At 50.4% G+C, this 14590-nt stretch carries 12 protein-coding genes; all 12 read left to right on the top strand.

Annotated elements, in window-relative coordinates; genetic code table 11:
• Positions 1-44 precede the first annotated feature (44 nt).
• The 12 genes from alaS (at position 45) to DXA36_RS08620 (ending at position 14572) form a co-directional block, all read left to right on the top strand.
• Complete coding sequence (alaS, locus tag DXA36_RS08675; RefSeq protein ID WP_243114600.1) at positions 45-2651, top strand: alanine--tRNA ligase; 2607 nt, start codon at positions 45-47, stop codon at positions 2649-2651.
• A 210-nt stretch (positions 2652-2861) separates the two neighbouring features.
• Entirely contained in the window at positions 2862-3038 is a 177-nt protein-coding gene (rpsU, locus tag DXA36_RS08670) for a 30S ribosomal protein S21 (RefSeq protein WP_009252110.1), read from the top strand.
• 161 nt (positions 3039-3199) lie between these two features.
• Complete coding sequence (locus DXA36_RS08665) at positions 3200-3793, top strand: putative ABC transporter permease (protein WP_118678211.1); 594 nt, start codon at positions 3200-3202, stop codon at positions 3791-3793.
• A gap of 121 nt (positions 3794-3914) precedes the next feature.
• Complete coding sequence (locus DXA36_RS08660; protein WP_118678209.1) at positions 3915-5177, top strand: GH25 family lysozyme; 1263 nt, start codon at positions 3915-3917, stop codon at positions 5175-5177.
• A 219-nt stretch (positions 5178-5396) separates the two neighbouring features.
• On the top strand, positions 5397-6587 hold the full coding sequence (locus tag DXA36_RS08655; RefSeq protein WP_118678208.1) for a D-alanyl-D-alanine carboxypeptidase family protein: 1191 nt from the start codon (positions 5397-5399) through the stop codon (positions 6585-6587).
• Positions 6588-6644: 57 nt separating this feature from the next.
• On the top strand, positions 6645-7571 hold the full coding sequence (locus tag DXA36_RS08650) for a metallophosphoesterase (protein ID WP_118678207.1): 927 nt from the start codon (positions 6645-6647) through the stop codon (positions 7569-7571).
• On the top strand, positions 7571-8398 hold the full coding sequence (locus DXA36_RS08645; protein ID WP_118678205.1) for a segregation and condensation protein A: 828 nt from the start codon (positions 7571-7573) through the stop codon (positions 8396-8398). Before DXA36_RS08650 ends, DXA36_RS08645 begins: the two co-directional genes overlap by 1 nt.
• A gap of 59 nt (positions 8399-8457) precedes the next feature.
• Positions 8458-9027: an SMC-Scp complex subunit ScpB gene (gene scpB / locus DXA36_RS08640; protein WP_118678203.1), complete on the top strand. Its 570-nt coding sequence runs from the start codon at positions 8458-8460 to the stop codon at positions 9025-9027.
• Between the two features lie 135 nt (positions 9028-9162).
• On the top strand, positions 9163-10671 hold the full coding sequence (locus tag DXA36_RS08635) for a flotillin family protein (RefSeq protein ID WP_118678201.1): 1509 nt from the start codon (positions 9163-9165) through the stop codon (positions 10669-10671).
• A 126-nt stretch (positions 10672-10797) separates the two neighbouring features.
• Entirely contained in the window at positions 10798-12141 is a 1344-nt protein-coding gene (locus tag DXA36_RS08630; protein WP_118678199.1) for a D-alanyl-D-alanine carboxypeptidase family protein, read from the top strand.
• A 226-nt stretch (positions 12142-12367) separates the two neighbouring features.
• A complete protein-coding gene (locus DXA36_RS08625) occupies positions 12368-13798 on the top strand; it encodes an acyl-CoA carboxylase subunit beta (RefSeq protein ID WP_118678197.1) in 1431 nt (476 codons plus the stop codon).
• Positions 13799-13816: 18 nt separating this feature from the next.
• Complete coding sequence (locus tag DXA36_RS08620) at positions 13817-14572, top strand: OadG family protein (protein WP_182478985.1); 756 nt, start codon at positions 13817-13819, stop codon at positions 14570-14572.
• Positions 14573-14590: the final 18 nt, after the last annotated feature.

Genomic DNA, 14590 nt, shown 5'->3' with positions numbered 1-14590 from the left:
AGGAAAGAAACGTGAATAAATACGGAGTAAATGAACTGAGAAAGATGTTCCTGGACTTTTTCGAAAGCAAGGGACATCTGGTGATGAAAAGCTTCTCCCTGGTGCCCCACAATGACAACAGCCTTTTGTTGATCAATTCCGGTATGGCGCCGCTGAAGCCTTATTTTACGGGACAGGAAATCCCGCCCAGGAAAAGGGTGACAACCTGTCAGAAATGTATCCGTACCGGTGATATCGAGAACATCGGCAAGACGGACAGGCATGGGACTTTTTTTGAAATGCTGGGGAATTTCTCTTTCGGTGATTATTTCAAAAAGGAAGCCATTGCCTGGTGCTGGGAGTTTCTGACTGAGGTGGTCGGGCTGGATCCGGACAGGCTGTATCCTTCCGTATATCTGGACGATGACGAAGCCTTTGCTATCTGGAATAACGAAATCGGCATTCCTGCAGAACGTATTTTCCATTTCGGCAAAGAAGATAATTTCTGGGAGCATGGCTCAGGTCCCTGCGGCCCCTGTTCCGAGGTTTATTATGACAGAGGCGAAAAATACGGCTGCGGAAAACCCGGCTGTACGGTGGGCTGTGAATGCGACCGCTATATTGAAGTATGGAATAATGTATTCACCCAGTTTGACAACGACGGACACGGCAATTATACCGAACTGGATCAGAAGAACATAGATACCGGGATGGGGCTGGAGCGTCTGGCTGCGGTGGTCCAGGATGTGGAATCCATTTTTGATGTGGATACGATCCAGGCGCTGCGTAACAGGGTATGCGAGCTGGCAGGAAAGACCTATAAGGTAAATCATGACTGGGATGTTTCCATCCGTATTGTAACGGATCATATCCGTTCCGCCACTTTCATGATTTCCGACGGCATCATGCCCTCCAATGAAGGAAGAGGTTATGTGCTGCGCCGTATTATCCGCCGTGCTGCCCGTCACGGAAGACTTCTGGGGATCCGGGGGGATTTCCTGGCAACCCTGAGCCGTACTGTAATCGAAGGAAGCAAAGACGGCTATCCGGAGCTGGAAGAGAAACAGGACTTTATTTTCAATGTGCTCACCCAGGAAGAAAGTAAATTTAATAAAACGATTGATCAGGGCCTGAGTATTCTTTCCGATATGGAGGATACTATGATGAAGGAAGGAAAGACTCAGCTTTCCGGTGAGGATGCCTTCCGCCTTTACGATACCTATGGTTTCCCGCTGGATCTCACGAAGGAAATCCTGGAAGAGAAGAACCTTACCATTGATGAAGAAGGCTTCCGGGCTTCCATGAAGGAGCAGAAGGAGAAAGCCCGCGCGGCCAGGAAGGTTACGAATTATATGGGCGCGGATGTTACGGTATACGAATCCCTGGATCCGGCGATTAGCTCGGAGTTTGTGGGATTCGATAAGCTGGTGTGGGAATCGGCAGTTACCGCCATGACGACGGAAGAAGCCGTGGTGGATGCTCTTACGGACGGAGAAAACGGGACGATTATTGTATCCCAGACTCCTTTTTACGGAACCATGGGCGGACAGTGCGGGGATATCGGTATGATCCGCTGTGCAGACGGTGAATTTGAAGTAAAGGATACGGTTCATCTGGCCGGAGGCAAGATCGGCCATATCGGCAGGATGACCAGAGGAATGATTAAAAACGGGGATAAGGTGGAGCTTTCCGTTAACGCGTCGGAAAGAGCGGCTACGTGCAAAAACCACAGCGCCACCCATCTGCTCCAGAAGGCTCTGCGCACAGTGCTTGGCTCCCATGTGGAACAGGCAGGTTCTTATGTGGATGCAGGCAGGCTCCGTTTTGACTTCAGCCATTTTTCCGCTATGACACAGGAAGAGCTGGACAAAGTGGAAACGATCGTAAATGAAGAGATCGCAGCGCATCTTCCTGTAAAAACTTCCCTTATGACATTGGAGGAAGCGAAGAAAACCGGCGCCATGGCCCTGTTTGGTGAAAAATACGGCGACAATGTGCGCGTGGTCCGGATGGGGGATTTCTCCACGGAGCTATGCGGCGGCACCCATGTGGCTAATACCGGAGATATTGCCGTATTCAAGATCCTGTCGGAAAACGGGGTGGCAGCAGGTGTCAGAAGAATTGAAGCGATTACGGGTACAGGTGTTTTCGCCTACTATAAAGAAGTAGAGGACAAGCTGACGGAGGCGGCCAGAATTGTAAAAGCAACTCCGGCAAACCTCAGTGAGAAGCTTACCCACCTCATGGCGGAGCTGAAACAGCTTTCCGCTGAAAATGAATCACTGAAGAGCAAAGCCGCCAGAGAATCCCTGGGGAACGTCATGGATCAGGTAAAGGAAGTGAAGGGGGTCAGGCTGCTGGCCGCCAAGGCGGACAACGTGGACATGAACGGGCTTCGTGACCTGGGCGATCAGCTGAAGGAAAAGCTGGGAGAGGGTGTTGTCGTGCTGGCTTCTGAAAAGGACGGCAAAGTGAATCTGATAGCTATGGCAACGGAAGAAGCCATGGCAAAGGGTGCCCATGCCGGCAATCTGATTAAAGGAATTGCGGCTCTGGTAGGAGGCGGCGGCGGCGGACGTCCCAATATGGCCCAGGCCGGAGGAAAGAACCCCGCTGGAATTCCCCAGGCGATAGCCGAAACGGAAAAAATTCTGGAGGGACAGATAAAGTAACTGTTAACAGCACGGAAAACAGGAAAAAGTGAACAAAAAATGTTGAAAACCAAGGCTTAAGCTCACTTTTTCTTAAAATATACTTAATTTGCAAAAAAAGTAGTTGACGTCTTTGCAATTTTTGGTATAATATTTCTTGTGCATTGATGTGCATAAAAAACCCAATCAGTCGTGAACTTGAAGGGACTGAAGGGAGGTCAGGTGTGAGCTATGTCAAACATTATTGTAAAAGAAAATGAAACTTTGGACAGCGCTTTACGTCGTTTTAAAAGAAGCTGCGCAAAAGCCGGGATCCAGCAGGAAATCCGCAAGAGAGAGCATTACGAAAAGCCCAGCGTAAGACGTAAGAAGAAATCCGAAGCGGCCAGAAAACGTAAATATAACTAAGTAAACGGAAGTCCTTGGCATCTATTACCAAGGACTTGTGTTTTAGTAGCGGTTCAGACAAGTCTGAACAGTTACATGTTTTATATGGTGCAAAGCTGTCCTGCGGTGCGGGACGGTTTTATGAGGATGATAAGTCCGGATTAACAGAGGGGAAAGACAATATGTGGATTCATGGAATACTGGGAGCTGATGTCTGGCATCTGGTCGCGGCGTTCTGTATTTACAGTGTTTTGGGCTGGCTTGTGGAATCTGTCTATATGTCAATCTGTAACCGCAGGCTGACTAACAGAGGATTCGCCAAAGGCCCGTTCTGTCCTATTTATGGGTTCGGAGCGCTTGCCGGTTATTTTTTGCTGCGTCCTTTTGCCGGGAATCCGGTGCTGCTGTATTTAACAGGAGCTTTTACCGCTACGGTATTTGAATACCTGGTCGGCAAAGCTATGCTGCGTCTGTTTGGTGAGGTATGGTGGGATTACAACGAGAAGCCCTTTAACTATCAGGGCATTGTCTGTCTGGAAAGCACCATTGCCTGGGGATTTTATGCGGTCATTATCATCGGATATCTGCATGGGGCAGTAATGGATGTGGCTGCATGGTATACATATGGGCCCGGGCTGTGGGTGCTCAGGGCGGTTATCTTATTATTTATTTTAGACTTTTTACATCAGCTTCTGCTGGCTCTGCATATCAATGTGATGGAAGAGCGGGACAGGCTGATGGAAAAATATGAGGAATTCAAGGCCAGATGGTATTAACTCTGACGTATAAGGCGGGGACCTTCAGGCCCCGCCTTTTTATTGTGCGGAATTGGCAGAAATTCCCTGACACATGAGAATACAGGTTTAGGTACGAGAGAAAGCAGGAGGAAAGTTACGGATGAACTGGAAGAAAAGAATTGTCAGCCTGGTATTGGCGGCTGTCATCGGCTTTGGAACATTTCTTACATCAGGAGTGGATGCACAAGCAGCCGGTGTGATAGCAAAAGGGATTGATGTGTCCAAGTACCAGGGGGCTATTAACTGGAGTGCGGTGGCGGCTGACGGTTACAGTTTTGCATTTATTAAGGTAGGAAGCGCAAAGAGCGGCCTGGATCCTTATTTTGCGGCCAACATGGTGGGGGCAAATGCCGCCGGTCTTAAAACAGGCGTTTACCTTTATTCTTATGCCACCACAATTGAGGCGGCGATGGCGGAGGCTCAGTTTACCCTGGCTGCCATAGCGCCGTTTACGGTAAACATGCCCGTGGTTTTTGACCTGGAGGATGCGGTACATAAATCCATGACTCCGGAACAGCTGTCGGCACTTACGGTAGCCTTCTGCACGATTATTCAGGCGGCAGGCTATTATCCCATGGTATATTCCAGCAAAAACTGGCTGACACAGCGGATTGGGCCTGTTCCCTTTGATGTCTGGGCGGCTCAGTATGCGGAAGCGTGTGAATATCCCAATCCAGCGTTCTGGCAGTTTACCAGCAGCGGTGCGGTGAACGGTATCCAGGGAAGAGTGGATCTGAACTTCCAGTTTAAGGATTATTCGAATATTATTATCCCTTATGGATTTACCACGAGGGGAGGCAGGACCTATTTTTATAACAATTACCGTATGCAGTACGGCTGGGTAGATTATGAAGGGAACCGTTATTTCATGAATGCGGACGGAAGCCTCTATACCAACGGCTGGCTCACGGACGGTGTGAATACTTTCTATATGGATACCAAGGATGGCCACATGCTTCACGATCTGGTGACGATAGCAGGCAAGAATTATTACTTCGATGCCAACGGCTTTATGCAGAAGGGCTATGTGAATATTGCAGGCATTACCTATCTGTTCGGTGCGGACGGTTCCATGCAGTATGGCTGGTTTACAGATGAGAAGGGCGTTCGCTACTTCCAGGAGGACGGCAGTATGGCTGTGAACAAGACGCTTGTGCTGGACGGCAAGACGTATCTGTTTGACGCTTCCGGCTACGGCCAGGAGGTGGTGGCACCGGATATCGATCTGACAGGTGTGGATCCTTCCACCTGGGTGCTGGATCCGGCGACCGGTAATATGATTGATACCGCTACAGGGCTTCCTGTGGATCCGGCAATCGCAGCAGCAGTGATTGCCCAGGCCCAGGCAGCAGCGGCGCAGTAAATTCTCATGTCCGGTTTGCCGGGCAGCACCATGCATGAAAGCAGCTGGACATGCTTTTGTCCTGTCTGCCCGGAATATCCACGGACTTCCCGGAAGGCGGCCATGCCTTCCGGGAGGCCTGTGGTTTTTTTGTACTTGTTTTCGGACACTCTCCAGGAATAATCCCCACGCACGTACATAAAATGTGTTATAGAACTTATGTGGAGGGGAGTTTCCCTTATGAATTGTGTGTATCAAAAGGCAATAGCGAAAAAGCTTATTTCCTTCATGCTGGTCATATGTCTGATAGGAATGCCGGAAATAAAAGGATATGCCCAGGAAGGGGCCCCGGTGAGCATATCGGCGCCCTCTGCCATTTTGATGGAGGCATCCACCGGGACGGTCATTTATGAGCAGAATGCGGATGCTTCCTGTTCCCCGGCGAGCATTACCAAGATTATGACGATGCTTCTCATTTTCGAAGCGCTTGACAGGGGAGATATCAAGCTGGAGGATGAAGTCATGACCAGCGCCCATGCGCAGTCGATGGGAGGCTCCCAGGTGTTCCTGGAAGAAGGGGAAATGCAGACGGTGGACACCATGATCAAATGTATCGCGGTTGCCAGCGGAAACGATGCAGCGGTCGCTATGGCGGAATTCATTGCAGGAAGTGAAGAAGAATTTGTATCCCGCATGAATGAAAAGGCGGCCCAGCTGGGAATGCAGGGTACCCATTTTGAGGATTGCTGCGGCCTGACGGATTCGGATAACCACTATACGACAGCAAGGGATGTTGCAACCATGTCCAGAGAGCTGATTACCAGGCATCCGGCCGTTTTTAACTATACGATGATCTGGATGGAGGATATCACCCACAATACGGCCCGCGGCAGCTCTACTTTTACGCTGTCCAGCACAAACAAGCTGCTGAAGCAGTATCAGTGGACCACCGGTCTGAAAACCGGATCCACCAGCAAAGCAAAGTACTGCCTGTCCGCAACGGCCCGGAAGGATGAAATCGATCTGATAGCCGTGGTCATGACGGCTCCGGATTATAAAGTGCGGTTCAGTGATGCCGCCACGCTGCTGAACTACGGTTACAGTGTCAGTGCCCTGTATAAGGATGAAAATAAGGATGCGCTGCCCCGTCTGCTGGTGGAAGGCGGTGTGGAAGAGGATGCGGGCCTGGTTTACCAGGAAGGATTTTCCTATCTGGATGTCAAGGGAAATGATCTGAATGCGGTGGAAAAGGTCCTGAACCTGCCGGGAAGCACCCGGGCGCCGGTTGAGGCCGGTGAAAAGGCCGGAGAGGCCGTCTACAGACTGAACGGTGAGACCATAGGCACGGTTCCGATCCTGTTTTCGGAATCGGTTGCGAAAGCGGTATACAAAGACTATGTTTTAAAAGTTCTGGCATATTTTCTTTTATAATAGAGAAAAATATGGTATACTGCTGAAAGAAAAGACGCAGAGGCAAAGGAGTAAACAGTGATTCAGATTCTAGCAGGCCTGGCGGCCCTGGCGGTCTTATTTTTTCTTGTTGTTATCATATGGGATGTGAACCGTTTTGTTACGATAGAGTACCGTATTCCCTGTAAAGGGCTGAAAAAGAGCTATTGTTTTGTTATGCTCTCCGACCTGCACAACAAGCAGTTCGGGGAGCATAACAGCAGGCTTCTGGATGCCATTGACGGCTGCGGACCGGACAGTGTCCTGATAGCGGGGGATATGCTTACCTCCCAGACCTCCGGAAGCTTTGTGCCGGCGCTGGAAACGGTGAAGGCGCTTGCGGGAAAGTATCCGGTTTATTATGCCAACGGCAATCACGAATACCGTTTGAAAACGGATACGTACAAATACAAACACATGTATGAGAATTATGCAGGGCAGCTCAGACGGGCGGGGGTGGTGCTGCTGGAAAACCAGAGTGTTTCCCTTCCCGGTGCAGGTATCCGCGTTTTCGGTGTGGAAATAGATATGGATTATTATCAAAAGCTTCACCGCAGGGATATGAAGGTTTCTTATCTGGATTCCCTGCTGGGCCGTCCTTCTCCCGGGGAATACAATATCCTGATTGCCCATAATCCGGATTATTTTCAGGCTTATGCAGGCTGGGGGGCGGATCTGGTCCTTTCCGGCCATGTACACGGGGGAATCATGCGTCTGCCGGTGCTGGGAGGTGTGCTGTCGCCGGCGCTGCGCCTGTTTCCCAAGTATGACGGGGGGATGTATGTGGAAGCAAAGCATTCCACGGAAGCGAAGCGTTCCACGGAGGCGGGGCATGCAGAAAATGTCAGGGAAGAAAACAGCCGTATGATATTGGGAAGGGGGCTGGGCACCCATACCCTGCCCATCCGTGTATTCAATCCGGGGGAATTGATTGTGGTCCGTCTGGATCCGGAAAGAGGAAGCTGATGGCGATTGAAGTGAAGCTGCAGGTATTCGAAGGCCCGCTGGACCTTCTTCTGCATTTAATCGAAAAAAACAAGGTGGATATTTACGATATTCCCATTGCGGAAATAACGGAGCAGTATCTGGATTATATCCGTCAGATGGAATCCGAAGACATGAATGTGATGAGTGAATTCCTGCTGATGGCGGCCACATTGCTGGATATTAAATGCAGGATGCTTCTTCCCAAGGAAGTAAACGAGGAGGGAGAGGAAGAGGATCCCAGGGCAGAACTGGTCCAGAAGCTGCTGGAATATAAAGCTTATAAATATATGTCTTATGAACTGCGGGACATGCAGGTGGATGCCCGGAAGAACTTTTACAAAACTCCCACAATCCCGGCGGAGGTGGCAAAATACAGGGCGCCTGTGGATTATGAGGAACTGCTGAAGGATGTCACGCTTACCCGCCTGCACCAGATTTTCCAGACCTGCCTGAAGCGGCAGGAGGACAAGGTGGATCCTGTCCGCAGCCATTTTGGCAGGATAGAAAGGGACGAAGTCAATATTGACGCCAAGGCCAATTATGTGGCAGGTTACATAAAAAGCCATAAACGGATGAATTTCCGGGAACTGCTGGAAAACCAGGGGAGCCGGATGGATGTGATTGTCACCTTCCTGGTGGTCCTGGAACTGATGAAGACAGGGGCGGTTTTTGTGGAACAGGAATCCATAGAGGACGATATTATTATTACAGCCAGGGAGCTTCCGGAGGGAGAACTGGAATTTCACGGCCTGACTTCTCTGGGCGGTAGCGGCGGGGAAGAAGAGGGAAGCATGGATAACGGGTAAGCCGGGCCTGTACATTTACTGTGCAGACCGTTACAACATAGATAAGGAGGAGAAGGAGGATGGAACGCAGACGGCAGGAGGCTGCCATGGAAGCGGTGCTTTTTGCTATGGGAGAGTCCGTGGAGATAGGCAAGCTGGCTGAGGTGATAGAGGAAGACGAAGAGACTGCCAGACAGATTATCGGAGAAATGAAGGACAAATGGGAGCAGGAAGGCAGAGGCGTCTCCATTGCAGAGTTTGAGAATTCTTTCCAGATGTGCACCAGGGGGGATATGTATGAATATCTGATCAAGGTGGCAAGCACTCCCCGGAAATATGTACTGACGGAGACGCTCCTGGAGACGCTGTCCATCATAGCCTATAAACAGCCGGTGACAAAGCTGGATATCGAAAGGATCCGCGGAGTGAACTGTGATCATGCGGTCAACCGCCTCATTGAATATGAACTGGTTACGGAGCTGGGAAGGATGGATGCTCCCGGAAGGCCCCTTCTGTTTGGTACAACGGAGCAGTTCCTGCGGAGCTTCGGGGTAAAATCCCTGGAGGAGCTGCCGGAGCTGAATGAAAGGAAGCTGGAGGAATTCAAGGTGGAAGCCGAAGAGGAGGCCAGTCTGCAGCTGCATTTATAATTGCTTCCAGGGCCGCATATGCGGTCATAGGAGAACGGCAGCCGCCGGGAGAACGCGCAGGCGCGTTGTTTGGTCCGCTGTCCGTGGAAATAAACATGGTGCCCGAAGGAGGCACACACAAAAGGAGGAGAAGGTATGATAGGTTACATCATTGCCGGAGTAGTCATCGTTATAGTCATCGCTATTTTATTTTCCGGGTACAAGAAAGCGCCCCCGGATACAGCATTCATCATTTCGGGTCTCCGGAAGAAGATCATCATCGGGAAGGCCAGCGTCAAGCTTCCCTTCTTCGAACGTATGGATAAGCTGAGCCTGAAGCTGATTGCTATTGATGTGAAGACCACGAATGCGGTTCCCACTGCGGATTATATCAACATCCAGGTGGATGCGGCGGTCAACATAAAAATCAGCAGTGTGCCGGACAGGCTCGCGGTGGCGGCAGAAAACTTCCTGAATCAGAATACCCAGTATATCGCAGCGATTGCAAGGGAAGTGCTGGAAGGAAATATGCGTGAAATCGTGGGGCGTATGCGTCTGGAGGAAATGGTGAGCGATCGCCAGAAGTTCGCCAATCTGGTAAAAGAAAATGCGGAACCGGATCTGGCTGCTATGGGACTGGATATCGTCAGTTTCAATGTACAGAACTTTTCAGATGGAAACGGCGTAATCGAAGATCTTGGTATCGACAACATTTCCCAGATTAAGAAAAAAGCGGCAATTGCCAAAGCGGAGGCAGAAAAGGAAATCGCTGTGGCAAAGGCTGACGCGGATCGGCAGGCAAATGATGCCCGCATTAATTCGGAACGGGAAATTGCCAAAAAGAACAACGAACTCGCCCTTCAGAAGGCCGAGCTGAAAAAGCTGGAGGATACCAAGAAGGCGGAGGCGGACGCAGCCTACAGCATCCAGCAGCAGCAGCAGAGGAAAACCATCGAGGTGGCTACCGCAGAAGCCAGCATTGCCAAACAGGAAAAGGAAGTTATCCTGAAGCAGCGTGAAGCCGAGGTACAGGAGATGGCGCTGGACGCTCAGGTAAAGAAGAAATCCGAAGCGGACCGTTATGCCCGTCAGCAGCAGTCCGAGGCTGAACTGTATGAAAGACAGAAGAGGGCGGAAGCGGAGAAGTTTGAAACCGAAAAGAGTGCTATGGCAATGAAATCCACGGCAGAAGCACAGAAATTTGCCAAGGAGCAGGAAGCCGCCGGTATCCGCATGGTCGGTGAAGCGGAAGCGGAGGCTATCCGGGCAAAGGGTATTGCGGAAGCCGAAGCCATGGAAAAGAAAGCGCTCGCTTATCAGAAATACAACAATGCCGCCATGGCGGAAATGATGATCAACGTACTTCCGGAAATTGCCGGCAAGATAGCGGAACCCCTTTCCCAAATCGACAAGATCACGATCATCGGAAGCGGCGACAGCAACGGCGTGGGAGCCGTTGCGGATCATGTCCCTGCGGTAATGTCCAAGCTGTTTGAAACCATGAAGGAAACCGTAGGGATCGATATGGCCGAAATAGTAAAGGCTGGGACCTATGATGCCAAGGTAAACCGGAATATCAATATCAACGGTGTGACGCAGGAGGAAGCCGCAAGGCTTACCCAGGCGGCACAGGCGGCTGCTGTTGTGGACTCCATGAGTGAGTAAAGGTCCGGGTGACGGAAGAACAAGCGAACCGGTTCAGGACCGTCTGAACTGGTATGGAAAAGTTACACACATAAAAATGGGGACTGCCCAATAAAATGTATTAATACATTGTGAAAAGGTACCCATATGCGCACGAAACATTTTCGTATGAAACTTTTCCGCACAAAAATGATCCAGGCCGTGTCTGTAACCTGTATTTTGATTCTGAGCCCGGTTGTACTGCTTCCGGCACAGACTGTCCGGGTCTGTGCGCAGGAAAATGACAAAGATAGTACAACCAGTGAATTATACGCCCTGTCCGCAGTCCTCATGGATGCGGACAACGGGCGTATTTTACTGCAGAAAAACGGGACAGAGGTACTTCCCATGGCCAGCACCACCAAAATTATGACCTGTATCCTTGCCCTGGAGCAGGCCAATCCCGATGATTATGTTTCCGTTTCATCCTATGCAGCGGGGATGCCGAAGGTACATCTGGGGGTCAGGAAAGGAGACGTTTTCCGGCTGGGCGACCTGCTGTATTCCCTTATGCTGGAATCCCATAATGATTCGGCGGCGATCATTGCGGAGCATGTGGGAAACTGTCTTGCCGGAGGCGGTAAGCGCAGCGCGGACAATTCGGAGGAGGAAAGCAAGGAAGCCATCCTGCGTTTTGCGGGCCTGATGAATTCCAAAGCGGAGGAAATCGGCTGCACGGATACGTTCTTCGTTACCCCCAACGGACTGGATGCCATACTTACCTATCAGGACGAAAGCGGCAGTGAGGTTCAGAGGCAGCATTCCACCACAGCCAGCGATCTGGCACGTATCATGAGCTACTGTATTACGGATTCGCCCAAAAAAGAGGAATTCCTTTCCATTACCAGAACCCCGTCTTATACGTTCACCGATTATAAGCTGGGGGAAGACAGCCAGTGGCAGAACGGGAGCAGGCAGTTTTCCTGTACCAACCACAATGCGTTCCTGAATATGATGGAGGGCGCCCTGTCAGGGAAGACCGGCTTTACCGGAAAGGCGGGTTATTGCTATGTGGGGGCGCTGGAACGGGACGGGAAAACCTTTACGATAGCCCTGCTCGCCTGCGGATGGCCGAACCATAAAAGCTGGAAATGGCATGACGCCAAGCTGCTGTATGAATATGGGCTTGCCAATTTTGAAAAAAAGAATATCTACGAACAGGCAGAGCTTTCTCCTGTCCCGGTGGAAGGCGGTATCCGTGAGGAGACCACGCTGCAGGTGCAGGAGCAGGAGATCTCCCTGCTGCTTTCCGGACAGGATGAGGTACATATGGAGCTGGAGGTGCCGGAATCCCTTGCAGCCCCGGTGGAGGCCGGTAAAACGGTGGGCTGGGAAACCTATTACGTGAACGGGGAGATCTATGCCCAGCTTCCCATTACGACAGAGGAAAATGTGCTCCAGCTGACCTACAGGTATTGCCTGGACAGCATTCTGGAGCTGTTCTGGCTGTAAGACGGTTTATGAAAAAAGAAGGGAAAATTTACGTTTTCCATCTAGTCCTTTTTTAGGTTTCGTGTTATACTACTAAAATACGGATGCTATGAGCACAGGCCGCAGGAGGGCGGGGAGGGTTACTGATCGGAACCACTTCCTCCGGCCGCAGATTTCAGCCTGCAGTGCTTGTACAGCCGTAGATTAAAGTTAACTTTTTTATTAATATAAAATGGAGGGCTGAAAAATGAGTATTACTTCACAAGCGAGTCAAAGAATTACCGCTTTGCTCGATGACAACAGTTTCGTTGAAATTGGCGCAATGGTAACGGCCAGAGCGACTGATTTTAATTTGAAACAGACAGAGACTCCTTCCGACGGTTGTATTACCGGTTATGGAGTGATTGACGGTAACCTTGTGTATGTTTACAGCCAGGACGCTTCCGTATTAGGCGGCAGTATTGGTGAGATGCATGCGAAGAAGATTGCCGGCCTCTATGATCTGGCGATGAAGACAGGTGCTCCTGTCATCGGACTGATTGATTCCGCCGGTCTCAGGCTGCAGGAAGCGACCGACGCCTTAAATGCATTCGGCGAGATCTACAGGAAGCAGACCATGGCTTCCGGCGTGATTCCCCAGATTACGGCTGTATTCGGAACCTGCGGAGGCGGACTTGCCTTATTCCCTGCGCTTACTGATTTCACCTTTATGGAAGAAAAGAAGGCTAAGCTGTTTGTAAACGCACCGAATGCACTTGCAGGCAATGAAATTTCCAAATGTGATACCTCCAGCGCCGCATTCCAGAGCGAAGAGGCCGGTATCGTGGATTTCGTTGGTGACGAAGCATCCATTCTCGGACAGATCAGAGATTTGGTATGTATGCTTCCTTCCAACAATGAAGATGACAATTCTTTCGTAGAATGTGCGGACGATCTGAACCGTGCTGATGCGTCTTTGGCTAACTGCGTGGGAGATACCTCCATCGCGCTTTCCACAATCGCTGACAATAGTGCATTCGTTGAAGTAAAAGCTGCGTATGCAAAAGAGATGGTAACCGGATTCATGAAGCTGAACGGTGTTACCGTAGGCGCTGTGGCAAACCGCAGTGAAGTATACAATGAGGAAGGCGAAAAGGCAGAGACCTTTGACGCGGCTCTTTCTCCTGCCGGCTGTGATAAGGCGGCTGAATTCATCAGCTTCTGCGATGCTTTCAATATCCCCGTGCTGACCCTGACCAATGTCAGCGGCTTTACGGCGGACAAGTGTTCCGAGAAGAAAATCGCCAAGGCGGCGGCAAGACTTACATATGCATTTGCAGACGCTACCGTTCCGAAGGTAAATGTTATCATCGGCAAAGCGTACGGAAGCGCTTATGTTGCTATGAACTCCAAGGCCATCGGTGCAGATATGACCTATTGCTGGCCGAACGCTGAAATCGGGACCATGGATGCCGGGCTGGCAGCCAAGATTATCTGCGATGGACAGGGTGCTGACGCAGTGACCGAATGTGCAAAGGAATATGCTTACCTGCAGACCAGCGCAGTTTCTGCTGCTAAGAGAGGATATGTGGATGCAATTATCGAACCTGCCGACACCAGAAAATATGTTATCGGCGCATTCGAAATGCTCTTCACAAAGAGAGAAGACCGCCCTGCAAAAAAACACGGTACAGTATAAGAAAGGATGATACTTAATATGAAAAAAAGGTTATTAGTATTAGGTATGGCTATCATCTGTATCTTCGGCATGACGGCCTGTGGCAAAGCCGCAGATGACACTGCAGCCAATGCACTTGGTATCACGGAAGAAGGAGCCATTAACTATGCGGACCAGGTTCTTGATTCCGTAAGGACCATTGTGGATCAGAACATGCAGGAGCAGTATGCAGGCGATGCGGTGGTTTCCGCAGCCCTGACAAGCTGGACATCTGCGATGGAAGACATCGGCGAATTCAAGTCCATTACGGATCATGAAGTGATTGTGGACAAGGATGGGGCTACCATCAATGTGATGATAGAAGGAACCGAACACAACGCCGTTGTGGAAATCCTTCTGGATGGGGAGCTGACATTGACCGGTATCACAACGAATGTGCAGTATTCCTTCGGGGAACTGATGGAAAAAGCGGCCCTGAATACCATACTCGGTATGGGAACCGTTTTCGTTGTCCTGATACTTATCAGTCTGCTTATTTCCTGCTTTGTTTTCATACCCAGGATACAGGCCGCCCTCACCAGGAAAAAGGATGAGGACACAACGGAGCCTGAAGCAGTTGCTGCCGCACCGGTAAGTACTGCAGCAGCCGTTACGGAAGATTTAACAGATGATTATGAACTGGTAGCAGTTATTGCAGCCGCTATTGCAGCAAGCGAAGGCGCTGCATCCACAGACGGTTTTGTAGTAAGAAGCATCAGACGTGCCAATACCAGCAAATGGAAAGCAAATTATTAATAAATGAATTAACAGGAG

The organism is Eisenbergiella sp. OF01-20, from assembly GCF_003478085.1.
GTDB lineage: Bacteria > Bacillota > Clostridia > Lachnospirales > Lachnospiraceae > Eisenbergiella.
Note: the sequence above shows the minus strand (reverse complement) of the source record. Positions and strands in the feature narration are given on the sequence as shown.

Excerpts from the sequence above, each read along its gene's own strand:
- alaS (WP_243114600.1), top strand. The coding sequence starts at position 45 with ATGTTCCTGGACTTTTTCGAAAGCAAGGGACATCTGGTGATGAAAAGC.
- rpsU (WP_009252110.1), top strand. The coding sequence starts at position 2,862 with ATGTCAAACATTATTGTAAAAGAAAATGAAACTTTGGACAGCGCTTTA.
- DXA36_RS08665 (WP_118678211.1), top strand. The coding sequence starts at position 3,200 with ATGTGGATTCATGGAATACTGGGAGCTGATGTCTGGCATCTGGTCGCG.
- DXA36_RS08660 (WP_118678209.1), top strand. The coding sequence starts at position 3,915 with ATGAACTGGAAGAAAAGAATTGTCAGCCTGGTATTGGCGGCTGTCATC.
- DXA36_RS08655 (WP_118678208.1), top strand. The coding sequence starts at position 5,397 with ATGAATTGTGTGTATCAAAAGGCAATAGCGAAAAAGCTTATTTCCTTC.
- DXA36_RS08645 (WP_118678205.1), top strand. The coding sequence starts at position 7,571 with ATGGCGATTGAAGTGAAGCTGCAGGTATTCGAAGGCCCGCTGGACCTT.
- scpB (WP_118678203.1), top strand. The coding sequence starts at position 8,458 with ATGGAACGCAGACGGCAGGAGGCTGCCATGGAAGCGGTGCTTTTTGCT.
- DXA36_RS08635 (WP_118678201.1), top strand. The coding sequence starts at position 9,163 with ATGATAGGTTACATCATTGCCGGAGTAGTCATCGTTATAGTCATCGCT.
- DXA36_RS08630 (WP_118678199.1), top strand. The coding sequence starts at position 10,798 with ATGCGCACGAAACATTTTCGTATGAAACTTTTCCGCACAAAAATGATC.
- DXA36_RS08625 (WP_118678197.1), top strand. The coding sequence starts at position 12,368 with ATGAGTATTACTTCACAAGCGAGTCAAAGAATTACCGCTTTGCTCGAT.
- DXA36_RS08620 (WP_182478985.1), top strand. The coding sequence starts at position 13,817 with ATGAAAAAAAGGTTATTAGTATTAGGTATGGCTATCATCTGTATCTTC.